Source organism: Parageobacillus caldoxylosilyticus, from assembly GCF_019272935.1.
GTDB classification, from domain to species: domain Bacteria; phylum Bacillota; class Bacilli; order Bacillales; family Anoxybacillaceae; genus Saccharococcus; species Saccharococcus caldoxylosilyticus.
Genome location: NZ_CP040553.1, coordinates 2,256,332 through 2,272,446, shown reverse-complemented (window position 1 = coordinate 2,272,446; position 16,115 = coordinate 2,256,332). Strand labels below are relative to the sequence as shown.

The 16,115-nt window shown below is 44.6% G+C and carries 22 protein-coding genes and 1 riboswitch; of the genes, 4 read left to right on the top strand and 18 right to left on the bottom strand.

Translation table 11 applies throughout. The features are described from left to right. Positions 1 to 7 precede the first annotated feature (7 nt). Together BV455_RS11480 and BV455_RS20395 are read right to left on the bottom strand one after the other, a co-directional pair. Positions 8 to 370, bottom strand: a complete 363-nt coding sequence (locus BV455_RS11480) for a carboxymuconolactone decarboxylase family protein (protein ID WP_017434771.1) — start codon at positions 368 to 370, stop codon at positions 8 to 10. 33 nt (positions 371 to 403) lie between these two features. After that, complete coding sequence (locus BV455_RS20395) at positions 404 to 673, bottom strand: zinc ribbon domain-containing protein (protein WP_071997941.1); 270 nt, start codon at positions 671 to 673, stop codon at positions 404 to 406. A gap of 387 nt (positions 674 to 1,060) precedes the next feature. Here BV455_RS20395 and BV455_RS11470 point away from each other — a divergent pair, with 387 nt between their 5' ends. Beyond that, entirely contained in the window at positions 1,061 to 1,246 is a 186-nt protein-coding gene (locus tag BV455_RS11470; RefSeq protein ID WP_017434768.1) for a hypothetical protein, read from the top strand. 24 nt (positions 1,247 to 1,270) lie between these two features. Here the strand turns inward: BV455_RS11470 and BV455_RS11465 are convergent, their stop codons facing one another. From BV455_RS11465 to BV455_RS11410, 12 genes are all read right to left on the bottom strand, one after another. Next, complete coding sequence (locus tag BV455_RS11465; protein ID WP_042409047.1) at positions 1,271 to 2,110, bottom strand: MetQ/NlpA family ABC transporter substrate-binding protein; 840 nt, start codon at positions 2,108 to 2,110, stop codon at positions 1,271 to 1,273. Positions 2,111 to 2,126: 16 nt separating this feature from the next. Continuing rightward, positions 2,127 to 2,795: a methionine ABC transporter permease gene (locus tag BV455_RS11460; protein ID WP_218687215.1), complete on the bottom strand. Its 669-nt coding sequence runs from the start codon at positions 2,793 to 2,795 to the stop codon at positions 2,127 to 2,129. Continuing rightward, positions 2,785 to 3,813, bottom strand: a complete 1,029-nt coding sequence (locus tag BV455_RS11455; RefSeq protein WP_042409053.1) for a methionine ABC transporter ATP-binding protein — start codon at positions 3,811 to 3,813, stop codon at positions 2,785 to 2,787. The genes BV455_RS11460 and BV455_RS11455 overlap by 11 nt, the downstream gene beginning before the upstream one ends. A 96-nt stretch (positions 3,814 to 3,909) precedes the next feature. Next, a riboswitch (SAM riboswitch) is annotated at positions 3,910 to 4,018 on the bottom strand. A gap of 480 nt (positions 4,019 to 4,498) precedes the next feature. After that, positions 4,499 to 4,846 (bottom strand): SCP2 sterol-binding domain-containing protein, encoded by a 348-nt coding sequence (locus tag BV455_RS11450; RefSeq protein WP_017434764.1) that lies wholly within the window; start codon positions 4,844 to 4,846, stop codon positions 4,499 to 4,501. A gap of 231 nt (positions 4,847 to 5,077) precedes the next feature. Then, the gene (locus BV455_RS11445) at positions 5,078 to 5,398 is read right to left on the bottom strand and encodes a thioredoxin family protein (protein ID WP_042409056.1); all 321 of its coding nucleotides are present in this window, start codon (positions 5,396 to 5,398) and stop codon (positions 5,078 to 5,080) included. Between the two features lie 7 nt (positions 5,399 to 5,405). Beyond that, positions 5,406 to 5,756 carry a toprim domain-containing protein gene (locus BV455_RS11440; RefSeq protein WP_017434762.1) on the bottom strand — a complete coding sequence of 117 codons (351 nt, stop codon included), beginning with the start codon at positions 5,754 to 5,756 and terminating at the stop codon, positions 5,406 to 5,408. A 147-nt stretch (positions 5,757 to 5,903) separates the two neighbouring features. Beyond that, complete coding sequence (locus BV455_RS11435) at positions 5,904 to 6,149, bottom strand: YusG family protein (RefSeq protein WP_061580102.1); 246 nt, start codon at positions 6,147 to 6,149, stop codon at positions 5,904 to 5,906. Positions 6,150 to 6,221: 72 nt separating this feature from the next. Beyond that, a complete protein-coding gene (gene gcvH / locus BV455_RS11430) occupies positions 6,222 to 6,605 on the bottom strand; it encodes a glycine cleavage system protein GcvH (protein ID WP_017434760.1) in 384 nt (127 codons plus the stop codon). Positions 6,606 to 6,685: 80 nt separating this feature from the next. Continuing rightward, positions 6,686 to 7,045: an arsenate reductase family protein gene (locus BV455_RS11425; RefSeq protein WP_017434759.1), complete on the bottom strand. Its 360-nt coding sequence runs from the start codon at positions 7,043 to 7,045 to the stop codon at positions 6,686 to 6,688. 54 nt (positions 7,046 to 7,099) lie between these two features. After that, positions 7,100 to 8,884, bottom strand: coding sequence for an acyl-CoA dehydrogenase family protein (locus BV455_RS11420; protein WP_017434758.1), 1,785 nt, complete (start codon positions 8,882 to 8,884; stop codon positions 7,100 to 7,102). 64 nt (positions 8,885 to 8,948) lie between these two features. Further along, a complete protein-coding gene (locus BV455_RS11415) occupies positions 8,949 to 10,121 on the bottom strand; it encodes an acetyl-CoA C-acetyltransferase (RefSeq protein ID WP_042409064.1) in 1,173 nt (390 codons plus the stop codon). Positions 10,122 to 10,235: 114 nt separating this feature from the next. Continuing rightward, positions 10,236 to 12,620 carry a 3-hydroxyacyl-CoA dehydrogenase/enoyl-CoA hydratase family protein gene (locus BV455_RS11410; RefSeq protein ID WP_061580103.1) on the bottom strand — a complete coding sequence of 795 codons (2,385 nt, stop codon included), beginning with the start codon at positions 12,618 to 12,620 and terminating at the stop codon, positions 10,236 to 10,238. Positions 12,621 to 12,807: 187 nt separating this feature from the next. Here BV455_RS11410 and BV455_RS11405 point away from each other — a divergent pair, with 187 nt between their 5' ends. Continuing rightward, positions 12,808 to 12,957, top strand: coding sequence for a YuzL family protein (locus BV455_RS11405; protein ID WP_017434755.1), 150 nt, complete (start codon positions 12,808 to 12,810; stop codon positions 12,955 to 12,957). Positions 12,958 to 13,070: 113 nt separating this feature from the next. Here BV455_RS11405 and BV455_RS11400 read toward each other — a convergent pair whose 3' ends face one another. Then, complete coding sequence (locus BV455_RS11400; protein ID WP_042409066.1) at positions 13,071 to 13,988, bottom strand: proline dehydrogenase family protein; 918 nt, start codon at positions 13,986 to 13,988, stop codon at positions 13,071 to 13,073. A gap of 158 nt (positions 13,989 to 14,146) precedes the next feature. Between BV455_RS11400 and BV455_RS11395 the strand changes: the two genes are divergently transcribed. Then, complete coding sequence (locus BV455_RS11395; RefSeq protein WP_042409067.1) at positions 14,147 to 14,410, top strand: hypothetical protein; 264 nt, start codon at positions 14,147 to 14,149, stop codon at positions 14,408 to 14,410. 18 nt (positions 14,411 to 14,428) lie between these two features. Continuing rightward, a complete protein-coding gene (locus tag BV455_RS11390) occupies positions 14,429 to 14,761 on the top strand; it encodes a spore coat protein (RefSeq protein ID WP_042409069.1) in 333 nt (110 codons plus the stop codon). A 44-nt stretch (positions 14,762 to 14,805) separates the two neighbouring features. Here BV455_RS11390 and BV455_RS11385 read toward each other — a convergent pair whose 3' ends face one another. The 3 genes from BV455_RS11385 to BV455_RS11375 all read right to left on the bottom strand — a co-directional run bounded on the left by BV455_RS11385 (position 14,806) and on the right by BV455_RS11375 (position 16,059). Next, positions 14,806 to 15,060 carry a DUF2573 family protein gene (locus BV455_RS11385; protein ID WP_042409071.1) on the bottom strand — a complete coding sequence of 85 codons (255 nt, stop codon included), beginning with the start codon at positions 15,058 to 15,060 and terminating at the stop codon, positions 14,806 to 14,808. A 416-nt stretch (positions 15,061 to 15,476) separates the two neighbouring features. Then, positions 15,477 to 15,620: a hypothetical protein gene (locus BV455_RS11380; protein WP_169735605.1), complete on the bottom strand. Its 144-nt coding sequence runs from the start codon at positions 15,618 to 15,620 to the stop codon at positions 15,477 to 15,479. A 178-nt stretch (positions 15,621 to 15,798) separates the two neighbouring features. Next, the gene (locus BV455_RS11375) at positions 15,799 to 16,059 is read right to left on the bottom strand and encodes a hypothetical protein (protein WP_042409073.1); all 261 of its coding nucleotides are present in this window, start codon (positions 16,057 to 16,059) and stop codon (positions 15,799 to 15,801) included. Positions 16,060 to 16,115 lie beyond the last annotated feature (56 nt).

The window sequence follows — 16,115 nt, the reverse complement described above, 5'->3', positions numbered from 1 at the left end:
GAGTCTTTTAATGGGTTTGAGATAATTCACGAATGCATTCTTGTACTAGCGTTACCGCTTGGCTCATCGCCGCGCCGCCGGCAAATGCAGCCGCTACCCCACACGCTTCTAAAATTTCTTGTTCCGAAGCCCCTTCGTCTAAACAGCCTTTCGTATGGTAAATCGTGCAATATTCATCTTGCGTAGCAAGGCTGATTCCCAAAGCAATAAGCTGTTTTTCTTTTTTTGATAACGCGCCGGCTTCAAAACAAGCTTCGGTGAAAGCATTGAAGCTGCTAGCAATTTCGGGGAGTTTCTGCGTAAACACGCCAATTCCCTCTTTATAATGGCGAAGAGCCGCTTCAACCGACGTATGTTGTTGCTGGTTCACTCCTTAACACCTCTTTCCATAATTATATCGGTGTTAGTATGCGTCAACTACCCAACGGCTAAACCTTGGGCTTGCAGCTAGCCTAATTGGCTGCCGCGTTCGGCTGGTTGACCGCAGCCCTGCGGATATTTTCCGCAGCCACGTTGTCGGCAGGGGCAGCGTACCCACAAGCGCGACAACAAAACTGATCCCTTGACGGCCTGTTTCTTTGGCAACATGTCCGCAAATCGGACAGGTGCGGGAAGTATTCTTCGGATGAACCAATACCACCCGAACGTCAGCGATCGCTGCTTTATACTCCATAAACTTTCTCAACTGATAAAAAGACCGAGAAGAGTGTTGACGACGCTGTTGCTAGTAGCAAAGCCGATGGATTTTCGTTTTGGAAAAGGTTCTGGAGCGAAAAGCAATCTCGCTAATATAGTTGCAAGCTTGGTTAAACCGTTTCATCGTTTCCAGCAACGCATGGAAATTGTTCAGGGGTTGGCGCTAATTTTATCTTGAGAGTGCAGAGCATTCTTCATTCACCTGCTTTTCTAAATTCATTATACTTATATTGAATAAATAATTCAGTATATATTGAAAATAAGAAAAATCCGCCTTCCTCCCACAGCTAAAGCCGTGGGCTTCCGGCGGGTGTTCTCATGAAGGAAAAAGGAATTAAAATATAGACGAATGGAAGGGAAACAAATGGGAAAATGGATTTCCATGTTCCTCATGATGATTATCATCTCTATCTTGTTATTTTTCTTGGTAGGGGCATTGTTGGAAGACGCTCAACCAACCGATATTGTTACCATCGTTATTTCGCTTCAATGCTCTTTGATCATTACGCTGCTGATCGCCATTCTCGAAAAGCTGCCAAAAAAGAAATAACGGAAGCGAATCGCTTCCGTTATTTTATTGTGCCGCTGGAATGACAGCGCCTTTATATTCTTTTTTAATAAAGTCTTGAATTTCTTTCGACTGCAACACTTCGACAAGCGTTTTAATTTCTTTGCGGTTTTCATCGCCTTTACGTACAGCGATAATATTGACATATGGGTTGTTTTTCGGCGACTCGACAGCAATCGGGTCTTTTGCAGGGTCCAAGCCAGCATCTAGCGCATAGTTCGCGTTAATCACGACCGCATCGCCTTCGCCGTTTTTATAAATTTGCGGCAGCATTCCCGCATCAACATCTGTTTTAAATTTTAAATGTTTCGGATTCTCGACAATGTCTTTCACTGTTGCTTTTGTTTTGTCCACGCCGTCTTTTAACTTAATCAATCCTTTTTCTTGCAGCATCGATAAAATGCGGCCATGGTCGGCAACCGAGTTGCTCATGATGATCGTCGCACCGTCTGGCAATTCTTCAAGGCTTTTATATTTTTTCGAATAAACGCCGATTGGCTCAATATGAATGCCGCCAGCGTTGACAAAGTCATATCCGTGTTCTTTTTTCTGCGCTTCTAAATACGGAATGTGTTGGAAATAGTTCGCGTCAATTTCTTTATCCGCCAACGCTTTGTTTGGCAATACATAATCTTGGAATGTAACAATTTTTAAATCAATGCCTTTTTCTTTTAAAATTGGTTTTGCTTTTTCTAAAATTTCGGCATGCGGAACATTGGAAGCTCCAACGACTAATTTTGTTAATTTCCCTTCTTTTTTGCCACCATCAGCGTTGTTATTGCCTCCGCATGCTGCCAATGCCAACACAAGAACGACGGCAAATAATGCACTAATCCATTTTTTCATATCGATTTCCCCCTTTTTATCGTTTATCTATTTTGGAAGTGACAAAGTCACCAATAAACTGAATGACAAAGACAATTACTAAAACTAGAACGGTAGCGACAAACGTGACATCGTTATGACTGCGCTGGAATCCTTCTAAATAGGCTAAGTTTCCAAGACCGCCGGCACCAACAACCCCTGCCATCGCCGTATATCCGACTAAAGCAATCGCCGTTACAGTAATTCCAGACACAAGCGCAGGCAGTGACTCTGGAAGCAGCACTTTCCAAATAATCGTTGCCGTCGATGCCCCCATCGCTTTCGCGGCTTCAATGACGCCTTTATCAATTTCACGGAGCGCAATTTCCACCATTCTCGCGTAAAATGGCGCTGCTCCGATAATCAAAGCCGGCAATGCCGCGTTGGCGCCAAGCATTGTTCCGACAACGAATTTCGTAAACGGGATTAACAAAATAATTAAGATAATAAATGGAATGGAACGGAAAACATTAACAATAGCAGCAATGATCATATTCACCAGGCGGTTCTCCCAGAGGTTTCCCTTTGACGTTAAAAATAAAAGCAGTCCAAGAATCGTTCCCAATATAAATGTCGCCACAACGGCGACGCCTGTCATATAAAGCGTCTCAACCGTAGCCGCCCAAATCATATCCCATTCTACGTTCGGCAAGAGGTTAGCGAGCATCCGTAATCACCTCCACTGCCACTTGCTGCTGGCGAATATAATCGATCGCGCGGGCCACTTCCTCTTTTTCCCCATCCATATGAACAAACAGCACACCGTAGGCGCCTTGATGAGTTTGTGAAATTTTCCCTTGTAAAATATTTGCATCCACTTGAAACTGACGCACAACATTGGCAATCAGCGGCTGTTCCGCAGCCTCTCCGACGAACGTCAATTGGATAACCGTTCCGTTCGGATATTTATCGAGCAGATGGGTAATCGTTTCTTTTGTTTCCTCCGGTTCAACAACCTGTTGCACAAACCGTTTCGTAATCTCTTGTTTTGGCTGCCGGAACACTTGCAGCACTTCGCCTTGCTCGACAATTTTTCCGTTCTCCATCACTGCGACGCGATCGCAAATTTTACGAATCACATGCATTTCATGGGTAATTAATACGATCGTCAATCCTAAACGTTTATTAATATCCACCAAAAGCTCCAAAATGGAATCGGTTGTCTGCGGGTCTAGCGCGGATGTCGCCTCATCGCACAATAACACTTTTGGATTGTTTGCTAACGCACGCGCGATGCCAACGCGCTGCTTTTGCCCGCCGCTCAGCTGTGACGGGTAAGCATGTTCTCTTCCTTGCAGCCCGACAAGCTGAATTAGCTCATCGACCCGCTTTTTCCGCGTTTCTTTCGGAATACCAGCAATTTCTAAAGGAAATGCAATATTTTCATGAACGGTTCTTGACCATAATAAATTAAAATGCTGGAAAATCATCCCGATTTCCTGGCGAGCCTTTCGCAATTCTTTTCCTTTAATATTAGCCATATCCCGTCCGGCAACAATGACTTTACCGCTTGTCGGTTTTTCCAATCCGTTAAGAAGACGGATGAGCGAGCTTTTCCCCGCGCCGCTATATCCGATAATTCCAAAAATTTCCCCTTCCTTAATTTGCAAAGAAACATTGTCGACTGCGGTGATCGACCCGCTTGCCGCTTCATATATTTTTGTCACATTTTCCAACGTAATCATGCACATTTTCACCTTCCTTCATCTAGCAGGCGGCTCGTTCCAAAAAGAAAACCTTTCTGCTCGAAGAGAACAGAAAGGTAATCATTACCATTCCGTCTCTTATCTCCCAAAGCAGATGCTTTGTGTGAATTGGCACCATTTCAGCGTATATGCTGACGGTTGCCGGGCTTCATTGGGCACATCCCTCCACCTCTCTTGATAAGAGCGCAACAATCATATTATTCAATTACAAATCTTCAATTAATTACAAATTAATTTACGAATGTGATTGTATCATCTTATGTCGAATCATGTCAACAAAAAAAATTTTTCTCCCATATTTTTCGGCAATCTTACTTTTATGATGAAACGGAAATATTCAAAGTAATCCACGTCGCAGCGGCAATGGTCTGCCCTAAATCCTCAATTCATTCATTGATGTTTTCCAATCCCAACAGACGACCAAATCCTCTGTTCCCCCCTTGATTTGTAATAAAAACTCTCTCTTGTCAGGGAGAGAAGGGGGACATGTTTTTGATCTTTTCGAGCCGTCTAGGTTCCTGGAATTAGCACCGTGTTAGGAAAATCAATTGCGGGATTGCACTGGGCAGCCTCTCCGCTTCTTGTAATCAAAGTTTTTTCTGAATGGCAGCACTATTTTCTGCGCCTATGAATTTTTTGCATAGGAAATTATGTGAAACATTATTTAACAAACATATCGATATGGCTTGGCTAAGTGAAGCAATGACTCCAACAATAACATATGCCGGAAACTTCCGGAAATACACACTTCTTTCAGGCGAATTTGCTGCTGCAATTTCATCCTTCCGCTTAATAGCGATTCCAATGCTTCTTTTGACCCGCGCACCGTTAATACCCGACGCTCGTCTACTTCCGCTTTTGGGCTGATTTGATGTTTTGAAATGGCCACGACTGCTGTTTCCGTTTCGCACTCAAAGCGAACGTACAGCTCTTCTTCCGGTAAAATCGGCAATAGATGATTTAATGTTTGCATTCGTTCGGCAAGTTGGCTGACTAGTTCACGCATATTCATTTTATCCGCCTCCCCTTTGTTTCATTTATTTCCATATGAGCGAAAATAATCCTTTAGAAAAAGCTCGACAAATCATTTAGAAAAAGAACAAAATTCCCGTCATTTCCCAAGAAATATGTCAAATGGAGGCAAAATAACTGCTGTTTTCAACGCGAGCGCCAAACACATCATGGGGGAGGGGAATCGTTCACAAATCGTCGATGAACTAGTCTATCTTTGGATTCAAAAAATCTAATGGCTGTTCGGCAACATCTCTTTTATTGTTTCATGCAAATAAGGAACAGAATGAAACGCATACCACTTTTTGACGATATTACCACGTTGAAATAAAAGAAGGCATGGAACGCTTTCAATTTTCCATGCAACCGCCCGCTTCGGTATATAATTAATATCCGTCTGGTAAAACGGAAGAAACGGAAACAATTCCTCGACTACTTCCAGCATCCGTTTGGCAAGCTGACAAGTGCCGCACATCGGCGTATATAAATAAAGGCAAACTACCTCTTCGTTGCGAATGACTTCATCGATTTCAAACGGCTCTATTTTTTTCATTGCCTATTCACCTTTTCAATAAATAATTCATATGCACATCAAAATTCGCACGCAATAATACTTGCGCAATATGCCAATTTGGCGCGGCTGCCACTTCGCGGTAGGCACGGTCAATATAAATATGTTCCGCTTCTGGAAACTCGCGGCGAAACTGCTTGCGTAATTTTTCGCCTGCTTCATCGGCATCGACTAATATATAAACGTCTTTATAATAAAGCTCGTCAATCAGCTCCTCCAGCCTGGCATCGCTGATTGTCCCGTTGGTGCAAATAATTTCCACCGGCTCATTTAGAATATTGGCGATTTTTTGTTTGTCAGAGCGTCCTTCGACAATAATCACTTTTTCGATTTCCGTCATAAACAATCACCCAAAAGTAAATGTCGTTGTACTATTATTTATATGACAACGGCGGCCATGGTTTCCGTCGCAGAAACGGGCGGGCGCCGCTTCATGAACCGCATCTTATAAAAACAAGAAGAAAGCAACGGCAGCACACCGTTGCTTTTAGCACCAACCAGCCTCACCGTCGCAATCGACATACTTTTGATCTGGCTCAACGGTGACGGTCATTTCCTTATAAATTTGTCCATTTTTCTGTTCATATCCACTTTTTAACTGCAACAAATGGCTTGCTTGTGAAAAAGGAAGATGGCCAATTTGCTCATTCCCCACATATAGTTCAACCGAATCACCGTTTATTTTGCCTATCACGCGATCGGTGATGTTGACTTGTCTTGTTTCTAATGCCATAGGAGCACCCCTTTTTGTCCATTCAGTTATGTATAGGGTGTCCATCCTTTTTATGATTCATGGCAGGAAGGTTTAACCTTCTTTTACCATTGCTTCATATTGCTCTGCTGTTAATAAATTATCGATCTCGCTCATATCTTTCGGCTCGACGACAATCATCCATGCTTTTTCATATGGGGATTCATTGACATACTCTGGATTGTCGTTTAATTCTTCATTGACTTCAACGACTTTGCCGCTGATCGGCGCATAAAGCTCGGACACCGTTTTGACCGATTCCACGCTGCCAAATGGCTCATTGGCGGTAATTTCCGTTCCTACTTCCGGAAGTTCGACAAACACGATATCTCCTAGTTCGGATTGCGCAAAATCCGTAATGCCGATGCGCACTTTGTCTCCTTCTACACGCACCCACTCATGTTCTTCTGAATAGCGTAATTCTTTCGGTGTATTCATGCTCGCATCCCTCCATATTGACAAAAAATATGCTCTTTTTCATCATAACCAATTTTACCAAAAAACTCACTGAATTCGTCTCATTCGTTGAAAAATTTTTCATATTGTTCCTCTTGGAACCCGACAAGGACATGATTCCCATCGGTTAAAATCGGCCGTTTGATCAACATGCCATCTGAGGCAAGTATTTCAAGAAGCTCTTCCTCGGAAGCGGTATTCACTTTTTCTTTTAACCCTAACTGCCGGTATTTCATACCACTTGTATTGAAAAATTTTTTCAACGGCAGCCCGCTTTTGCGATAAAGCTCTGTCAATTCCGCTTTTGTCGGGGGATTTTCGACGATATGCACTGCTTGTACGTCGATTCCATGTTCGTCAAGCCATTTTTTTGCTTTCCGGCACGTGCCGCATTTTGGATACCAATAAAACGTGAACGCCATCTTCACCCATCCTTTATATGCAAAGTACCAGGACAAGCCTGGTACTTTCCATTATTACACAATATAACGTTCGGCTTCAATGAGCGCGGCTGCGGCTTCGCGTTTTTTCGCAATGATGTTGATTGGCATGTAGCGTGTCAACTTTCGCAAAGCGGACAGCATCATGCGCAATGCGTCGCCTTCTTCCACGGCAATGAGCGTTTCTTTTGCATGGGCTTCGATTTCATTGAACGCTTCTTGGCAAAAGATTTGCGTATAAAGGATTTTTTGTTTGTTTTTCTCTTCTCCAGAGTTTTTGATCGCTTTTTCCGTGCGAAGCACCGCCGATTCCATCGCGTAAATATTCGCAACAATATCCGCAATATTGACTAAAATTTCTTGCTCTTCTTCGAGTTTCGGGCCGAATTTTTGTGCTGCCAATCCTGCCGCCATGAGCGCAATTTTTTTCGCGTTGCGCACTAAATATTTTTCTTGTTCAAGCACGCCGTCGCCGACTTCTTCTGGCGCGAGCATCATTAATTCTTCCTGCAGCTGCTGCGCTTTTTGCAAAAGCGGCAACTCGCCTTTCATCGCTTTTTTCAAATACATTCCTGGAACGAGCAGACGGTTGATTTCATTTGTCCCTTCGAAAATGCGGTTAATGCGGGAATCGCGATAGGCGCGTTCAATTTCATATTCTTGCATAAATCCGTAGCCGCCGTGGATTTGTACGCCTTCGTCCACGATATAATCCAATGTTTCCGTCGCAAAGAATTTATTCAGCGAACATTCAATCGCATATTCGGCAATCGATTTGGCGATTTCTTTTCCGTCTTTTGCTTTTTCTTTATCCAAAAGACTCATCCGCTCATCAAATAGACCGACTGTACGATAAACAGAGCTTTCGGTTGCGTACAAACGGGAAGCCATCGTCGCGAATTTTTCTTGCGTTAACGTAAATTGCGAAATTGGCCGTTTAAATTGCTGGCGCTGATTTGCGTATTGAAGCGTAATTTCAAGCGCCCGTTTCGCGCCGCCAACCGCGCCGACGCCAAGTTTATAACGCCCGATATTAAGAATGTTAAACGCAATCACATGTCCCTTGCCGACTTCGCCAAGCAAGTTTTCTTTCGGAACAGGAACATCCTGTAAAATCAACGTCCGCGTCGACGAGCTTTTAATTCCCATTTTCTTTTCTTCCGCACCGGTCGATACGCCCGGGAAGTCCCGTTCCACGATGAATGCGGAGAAATGTTCGCCGTCTACTTTCGCATATACGACAAAGATATCCGCAAATCCAGCGTTCGTAATCCATTGTTTTTCCCCGTTTAAAATATAATGAGTCCCTTCGGCGTTTAATTTCGCCGTCGTTTTTGCTCCTAATGCGTCGGAACCAGAACCAGGTTCTGTCAGCGCATAGGCGGCGATTTTTTCACCGGTCGCAAGCGACGGCAAGTATTTTTTCTTTTGTTCTTCCGTTCCGAACAGAACGATTGGAAGCGACCCGATTCCGACATGGGCGCCGTGGGAAATCGAGAAACCGCCAGCGCGCGCCATTTTTTCCCCAATCAACGCGGAGCTGATTTTATCCAGCCCTAACCCGCCGTACTCTTCCGGAATGTCGGCGCTAAGCAATCCGAGCTCGCCCGCTTTTCTTAATAATTTTACAGAGCGGTCAAATTCATGATTTTCTAAATGCTCTAATTGCGGAAGCACCTCATTGACGACATAATCTTCCGTCGTTTTCGCAATCATTTTATGCTCATCGGTAAAATCCTCCGGCGTAAATACGCGTTCGCAAGGAATATCTTCGATAAGGAAGCTCCCACCTTTAATCGCGTTTTCCAATGTTTTTGCCATTTTTGTACTCCTCCCCTAAATTTTATATCGTCGAGCGGCGAACTACGCCGCCCGCTAGATCCAATTAGATTAATTCAAATACTCCCGCTGCTCCCATACCGCCGCCAATGCACATCGTCACGATGCCAAATTGCACGTTGCGACGGCGCATTTCATAAAGTAGCGACAGCGTCAGTTTGGCTCCCGTGCAGCCAAGCGGATGGCCTAGCGCAATCGCTCCGCCGTTGACGTTGACTTTGTCTTCATCCAATCCAAGCTCACGAATGACTTGGATCGATTGCGAAGCAAATGCTTCGTTCAACTCGATTAATCCGATGTCGGAAAGCTCCAAGCCAGCTAGTTTCAACGCTTTCGGAATCGCCGCCACCGGGCCGATTCCCATTACTTCCGGCGGCACTCCGGCAACGGCAAACGAACGGAATTTTCCAAGCGGTTTTAAGCCGAGCGATTCTGCTTTTTCGCGGTCCATCACCATCACCGCCGCCGCGCCATCGCTCATTTGCGACGCATTTCCGGCCGTTACCGTTCCATTGATGGAAAATGCCGGACGAAGCTTGGCTAGTGCTTCCATATTCGTATCCGGACGGACTCCTTCGTCCTCTTCAAAAAGAATCGTTTTCTCGACTAGTTTGTTATTTTCAATTTTGCTTACTGTCACTTCGACGGGTACAATTTCCTCTTTAAACTTGCCTTCGCGAATCGCTTTGGCCGCGCGCTGATGGCTGCGCACCGCAAACGCATCCTGGTCTTCGCGGCTGACGCCATATTTCATCGCGACTTGCTCTGCCGTATGCCCCATCGACATGTAATATTCTGGCGCTTCTTCGGCCAGCTTGGCGTTTGGGCGAATGACATGCCCCATCATCGGCACTAAGCTCATCGATTCGACTCCGCCGGCAATCACCGTGTCGGAATGGCCAAGCATGACGCGCTCTGCCGCATACGCGATTGCTTGCAGTCCAGAAGAACAATAACGATTAATCGTAATCGCCGGAACCGTATATGGAAGCCCGGCAAGCGCTCCAATGTTCCGCGCAATGTTCAAACCTTGCTCCGCTTCCGGCATCGCGCAGCCAATAATTAAGTCATCGATATTTCCTTCATAATTTCCTGCGCGTTTCAACGTTTCTTTCACAACAAGCGCTCCTAAGTCATCCGGTCGTACATGGGCGAGCGTACCTTTTTTCGCTTTTCCGACCGGTGTGCGCGCTCCAGCTACAATCACCGCTTCTCTCACAATCTTCCCCCCTATTTTTCTCAAGCGTTTATTTCCAAGCGCAGTTCGCCAGCGATGACGCTTTCATCGACAACACTATTTTTCTCAGCGGTTATTTCCAAGCCTCCCCCAGCATTAATTGCGGAGCGGTTTGCCTTTCACAAGCATATGCTGCATTCTCGCTTGTGTTTTCGGCTCGCCGATCAAGCTTAAAAACGCTTCCCGCTCTAAATCGAGCAGGTATTGTTCGTCTACTTCCGTTCCGTACGGAACTTTTCCGCCGGCAATGACATAGGCGAGTTTTTTCGCGATTTTCAAATCATGCTCGCTAATATAGCCGGAGTGGAACATCGATTGCGCTCCTAAAAGCAATGCCGCATATCCTGTTTCCCCGACGACCGGCACTTTTTTGCGCATCGGCGGGCGATAACCTTGGTCATACAAGGAAATGACCGCTTGTTTCGCTTCATAAATCAAATGGTCGCTGTTCATCGTAATGCCATCGCGCTGGTTTAAAAAGTTCAGTTCACGCGCTTCTGCTGCCGAACCGGATACTTTTGCCATCGCAATCGTTTCAAATACTTTATTGGCGATTTTTTGCAAATCGAAATCAATGCCGTTTGGCAGGCTGTTTAAATGTTTAATATACAGCTCTTTATTTCCTCCGCCGCCAGGAATGAGGCCGACACCGACTTCCACCAGCCCCATATACGTTTCTGCCGCTGCTTGAATGTGCGCAGTGGCAAGACATACTTCCGTGCCGCCGCCGAGTGTCATCGCGAACGGTGCCGCTACAACTGGCTTCGGGCTGTATTTAATGTTCATCATCGCTTGCTGGAACTGGCGGACAGCAAGCTCAAGTTCAAAGTAGTTCTCATCTTGCGCTTCCATCAGCATCATCGCGAGATTAGCGCCGACGCAGAAGTTTTTGCCTTGGTTGCCAATGACAAGCCCTTTATAATTACGATCCACTTCTTCCAACGCATAATTAATCATTTGTACAATATCCGTGCCGATTGCGTTATTTGGCGAATGGAACTCTAATAAGGCGACGTCATCGCCAAGATCGATCAAGCTGGCGCCGCTGTTTTTCTTAATGACGCCTTTTTGCTCTTTTATGCGCTTAATGTGAACGGTTTTTGGATTCTCTTCAATAGGTTTATACTCTCCCCGGTCATAATAGAACACTTGCCCTTTTTCCAATTGATAAAAAGATGTAAATCCGTTGGCAAGCATATCGGTTACCCATGAAGGAATTTCCATGCCTTCCGCTTGCATTTTGCGAACGGATGGCTCAACGCCAATCGCATCCCACATTTCAAATGGCCCAAGCTCCCAGCCGAACCCCCATTTCATCGCCCGGTCGATGGCTACGATGTCATCGGCAATTTCACCGAGCAATTTCGCCGAGTAAAGCAGAGCTGGGGCGGTGATGTTCCAAAGGAACGTTCCAGCGCGGTCATCGGCATATACAAGCGCTTTCAACTTATTGGCTAATCCTTTTGCTTGCTTACTCATTTCCACCGCCGGAGTCGTTAATTTTTTGCGCGGCTCATATTCCAACGTTTCATAATTGAGCTCGAAAATCTCTTTTCCTTGTTTGACAAAAAAGCCTTGTCCGGATTTGCTGCCAAGCCAGCCTTTTTCCAGCATTGCTTTCATAAAGTCCGGAACGCGGAACGCTTCTTTTTCTTCCCCCTCGACTTTTTCGAAAACGTTGTTGGCAACATGAATAAACGTATCCAAGCCAACGACATCAAGCGTGCGGAATGTCGCGCTTTTTGGCCGGCCGATCAGCGGTCCAGTAATCGAATCCACTTCCCCGACGCTATATCCGCCTTTCATCATTTCTCTGACCGTAACTAATAAGCCGTAGGTGCCGATACGGTTGGCAATGAAGTTTGGCGTATCTTTCGCCATGACCACGCCTTTGCCGAGCACTTCTTCACCAAATGTTTTCATGTAAGAAACAACTTTCGGATCGGTATCTTTTGTCGGAATAATTTCTAACAGTTTCAAATAGCGCGGCGGGTTAAAGAAATGCGTTCCTAAAAAGTGCTTTTTAAAGTCTTCCGAGCGTCCTTCCGCCATCGCCTCAATGGAAATGCCGGAAGTGTTCGAACTGACGATCGTTCCCGGTTTTCTTACTTCATCCACTCTCGCGAACACGCCTTTTTTGATGTCTAAATTTTCGACAACGACTTCGATAATCCAGTCTGCTTCGGCGAGGCGGTGGAAATCGTCTTCGAAATTGCCGACTTCAATCAGCGACAAATTCGCCTTGGACATAAGCGGAGCCGGCTTTTGTTTCAACAGCTTTTGCAGCGCCTGATTTACAAGGCGGTTGCGCACTTCTTTATGTTCGAGCGTTAACCCTTTCGCTTCCTCTTCCTTCGTCAACTCACGCGGCACGATATCAAGAAGCAATGTCGGTATGCCTACGTTCGCCAAATGGGCCGCGATTCCTGATCCCATTACGCCGGATCCCAGCACCGCAGCACGTCGAATGCGTTTCACCATTCCTTTTCCCCCTTACCCATATTGAATGAATCATCATTCATTTTATCGCGAAAAAAAATGCGCCATGAAAATGATTTCTATACTAAATATAAAATATGTTAATAATTTTCGCAATATATAAACTTAACAATTTTTTCATTTATGACACCTTCTTTTTTTGGTGACGCTATAAACAGGGGGTGATACGATGGCAAGGCTGAAAAAAAATCCTTCGCAACGCGGAATTAGCGCGGCAAGCGTCAAAGGCAACGCTGGTCCGACGGTGGAAATGGACGGCGGCGGCAAACGCACGAGCCAAAATCAGCAATATAAGCGGCATAATATGCAAGGAGAATAACCTTCTCGATACAATGAAAAAACGCATCACGTACCTAGACACACCGTGATGCGTTTTGCTTTTCCTTCAGGCAAGTTGGAGAGGGGAACTTTCACACAACTCTTTTGGACAGCTTATTTGCGGAAAATCCCTTTTAACACAAAGGCGACGTTGGCCGGCCGCTCGGCGAGACGGCGCATAAAGTAGCCGTACCAGTCTGTGCCGTATGGAACATAGACGCGCATCGTATACCCTTCGCGTGCAAGCTGTTCTTGGCGCTCCGGACGAATTCCGTATAACATTTGGAATTCAAACTGGTTATTAGGGATGTTATATTCTTTGACAAGCTGCTTCGTGTATTCAATGATGGCATCGTCATGGGTCGCCACTGCCGTATAGTTACCATTTAATAAATGCATTTTAATGATTTTTTTAAAGTTTTCATCGACGTCTTTTTTGTCCGGAAACGCCACTTCCGGCGATTCCTTATATGCCCCTTTGACAAGGCGCAAATTCGGATGGTATTCCTTCAAGTCTTCAATATCCGCTGCCGTACGGTATAGGTACGCTTGCAATACCGTTCCGACATTATCGTATTCCTTTTTCAACTGTTTAAAAATATCGAGCGTTTTTTGACAACGGGAATAATCTTCCATATCAATCGTAACAAACACGCCGTATTGTTTCGCCGTATCCAAAATGCGCCGCATATTGCGCATCACAAGCTCGTCCGAGATATCCAAACCCATCGATGTCATTTTTAGCGACAGCTGCGAATTCAGCTTTTCTCTCCCGATCGCCTTAATCGCCTCAAGGCAGTGGTTCGCCATTTCGTTTGCTTCTTGCTCATTGTCGACAAATTCTCCTAAGTAGTCGACCGTCACAGCCAACCCTTTTTTATTTAATTGTTTAATCACTTCGACAGCCTGTTCGATCGTTTCTCCTGCAACAAACCGGGAGGCACCAAAGCGAAGACCATATTTTTTCGCTAATTTGGTTAATGTCTTATTTTTCGATAAAAACAAAAAAAAGTCGCGCATCAACTGCTCCATCATTGTACCCCCTTATTTCGTAAACGCATTCATATTTTTATTGTAACATGTTTTCTTATTGTTGAATATCTTTTTCGACAACATTCTCGCTGTGTATAGTTTTCCACAAAATGAACAATCTACAACTGAAACATTCATTTTGGAAGGGAGCATGATGTATGCAACAACAGATGAGCATGCAACAGCAAAACGTGATGCCGCAACCGCCGCAAATGATCTCAGCAAAGGACGCGATGTATTTTAACGACATGATGTCTTGGAATTTACTCGCCATGAAAAAAGCACATTTTTTTGCAGCCCAATGCCAAGACAAAGAAGTGGCGCAAGCGCTTGAAAAAGCAGGACAAATGCACCAACGTCACTATCAAAAAATTTTAAGCCACCTACAAAGTCCAAGCCAGCCTAAAATGACAATGCAATAACAATCAGGAGGAATGATCATGAACCAAAACCAAATTCAAAATCCAGAAACGCAAATACCAAAAACACCGCAAATGAACGACCGTGATTTTCTAAATGATATGTTAACGACGGAAAAATATATGGCTTCTTCATATGGCATATTTTTAAATGAAGCAAGCAACCAACAATTATATCAAGACATGATGAACATTTTTACCGAAACGCAAAATTGTCAACGTGAGCTGTTTAACTTAATGTTCAAAAAAGGCTGGTACAAACTTGAAGCTGCCGATCCACAAAAACTGCAGCAATCATATCAGCAATTCCAAGGATACACCAATCAATTCCCATATCAAAATACCGTTCAGTAATACTCGCTCGTCCTTTTGCAACAAAAAAGCCATGATTGCACACATCATGGCTTTTTCGCGTTCGCACGTGCTTCATCATTCAATCGTTTGATTTCAGCGATGAGCTGCTTCATTTGTTCCTTTGCCTCCGGGTAAAGCTCATTCCAATGTTTCGCAAGAGCCGGCATCGATTTTGCCACATGAGAATATAACGCCCATGCTTTTACTTTTTCTTTTAACTTTTCATTCGTTTGACCAAGCAACAGCTCTGTATATTTGTCCATGAGCGCCTCAAACTGCCGGAAAAACGTTTCATCCATGCCCTTTTCCTCCATACTTTTTTCAAACTTCTTACATTATAATAAAACAGGTGCATTCCTCCAAACAACAGGTGAAACAATTGCCCTGACAGAAAATGATATTCGTCACCGTAAATTCGCGATTATGTATGAAATTTCTCAGAGCTCCGACCTCCCAACTATAAAAATGATTGCCCCATTCAGCATGGAAAACCAAATAAATCGGCATGATACTCCCAACAACATTTGTAAAAAATTAGAAAGTTAAGTTGTAATTGAAAGGATAAGTCAATATGCTCGTAAACAAAAACCCCTCCACATCAAATAGAAATGCTTCATGAAACCATGCCTGTGATAGACCGATTCGATGACATAAAAAGCTCATATTGCCATTTTTTATTACAAAGCGTCCCGCATGGTGCGGGAGACGCTGTTTGTTAATACCAAAATACAACATACGGAGGGTATAGATAATACGGTCTTGGACGGAAGAAAAGCGGAAATGCTAGCGCACTACCGAGCAATCCGCCTAGAAAGCTGCCTAAAAACGGACCGCCGAAAAATGCTGGTGGATATACCATCACGATTCCCCCTTTACAAAATAGAACTGGACACCATTATGCTATGTTAATGAAGGACAAATGGAGCAAGGAATCAGCCTACTTTTTCATAAGTTTTTCATATGAATAATACGGATAGCCATCACTTTTGTAAAAAATTAAAGCCTGCCATGTAACCGGCAGGCTTAAGCAATGTTTATTACCACCATATTCCGCCATAAGGGAATCCGTAGCCATAGTAAGGATAACCAAAACCGCCATAGAACGGGGCTGTTAGCGCTCCACCCAACAGTCCGCCTAAAAGGCCGCCAAAGAACGGGCTGCCAAAACCAAATCCCCATCCCCATGGGCGACCAAAACCACCAAAGAACGGACCACCAAAGAATGGGCGGCCAAAACCAAATCCCCACGGACGGCCAAATCCCCAGATTCTTGTATCTTGTAAGCTTATATCGTTCATGTTCGTCTCTCCTTTGCCGATTATTTTGCTTCTTCCCTTCCAACATATGTAGGACA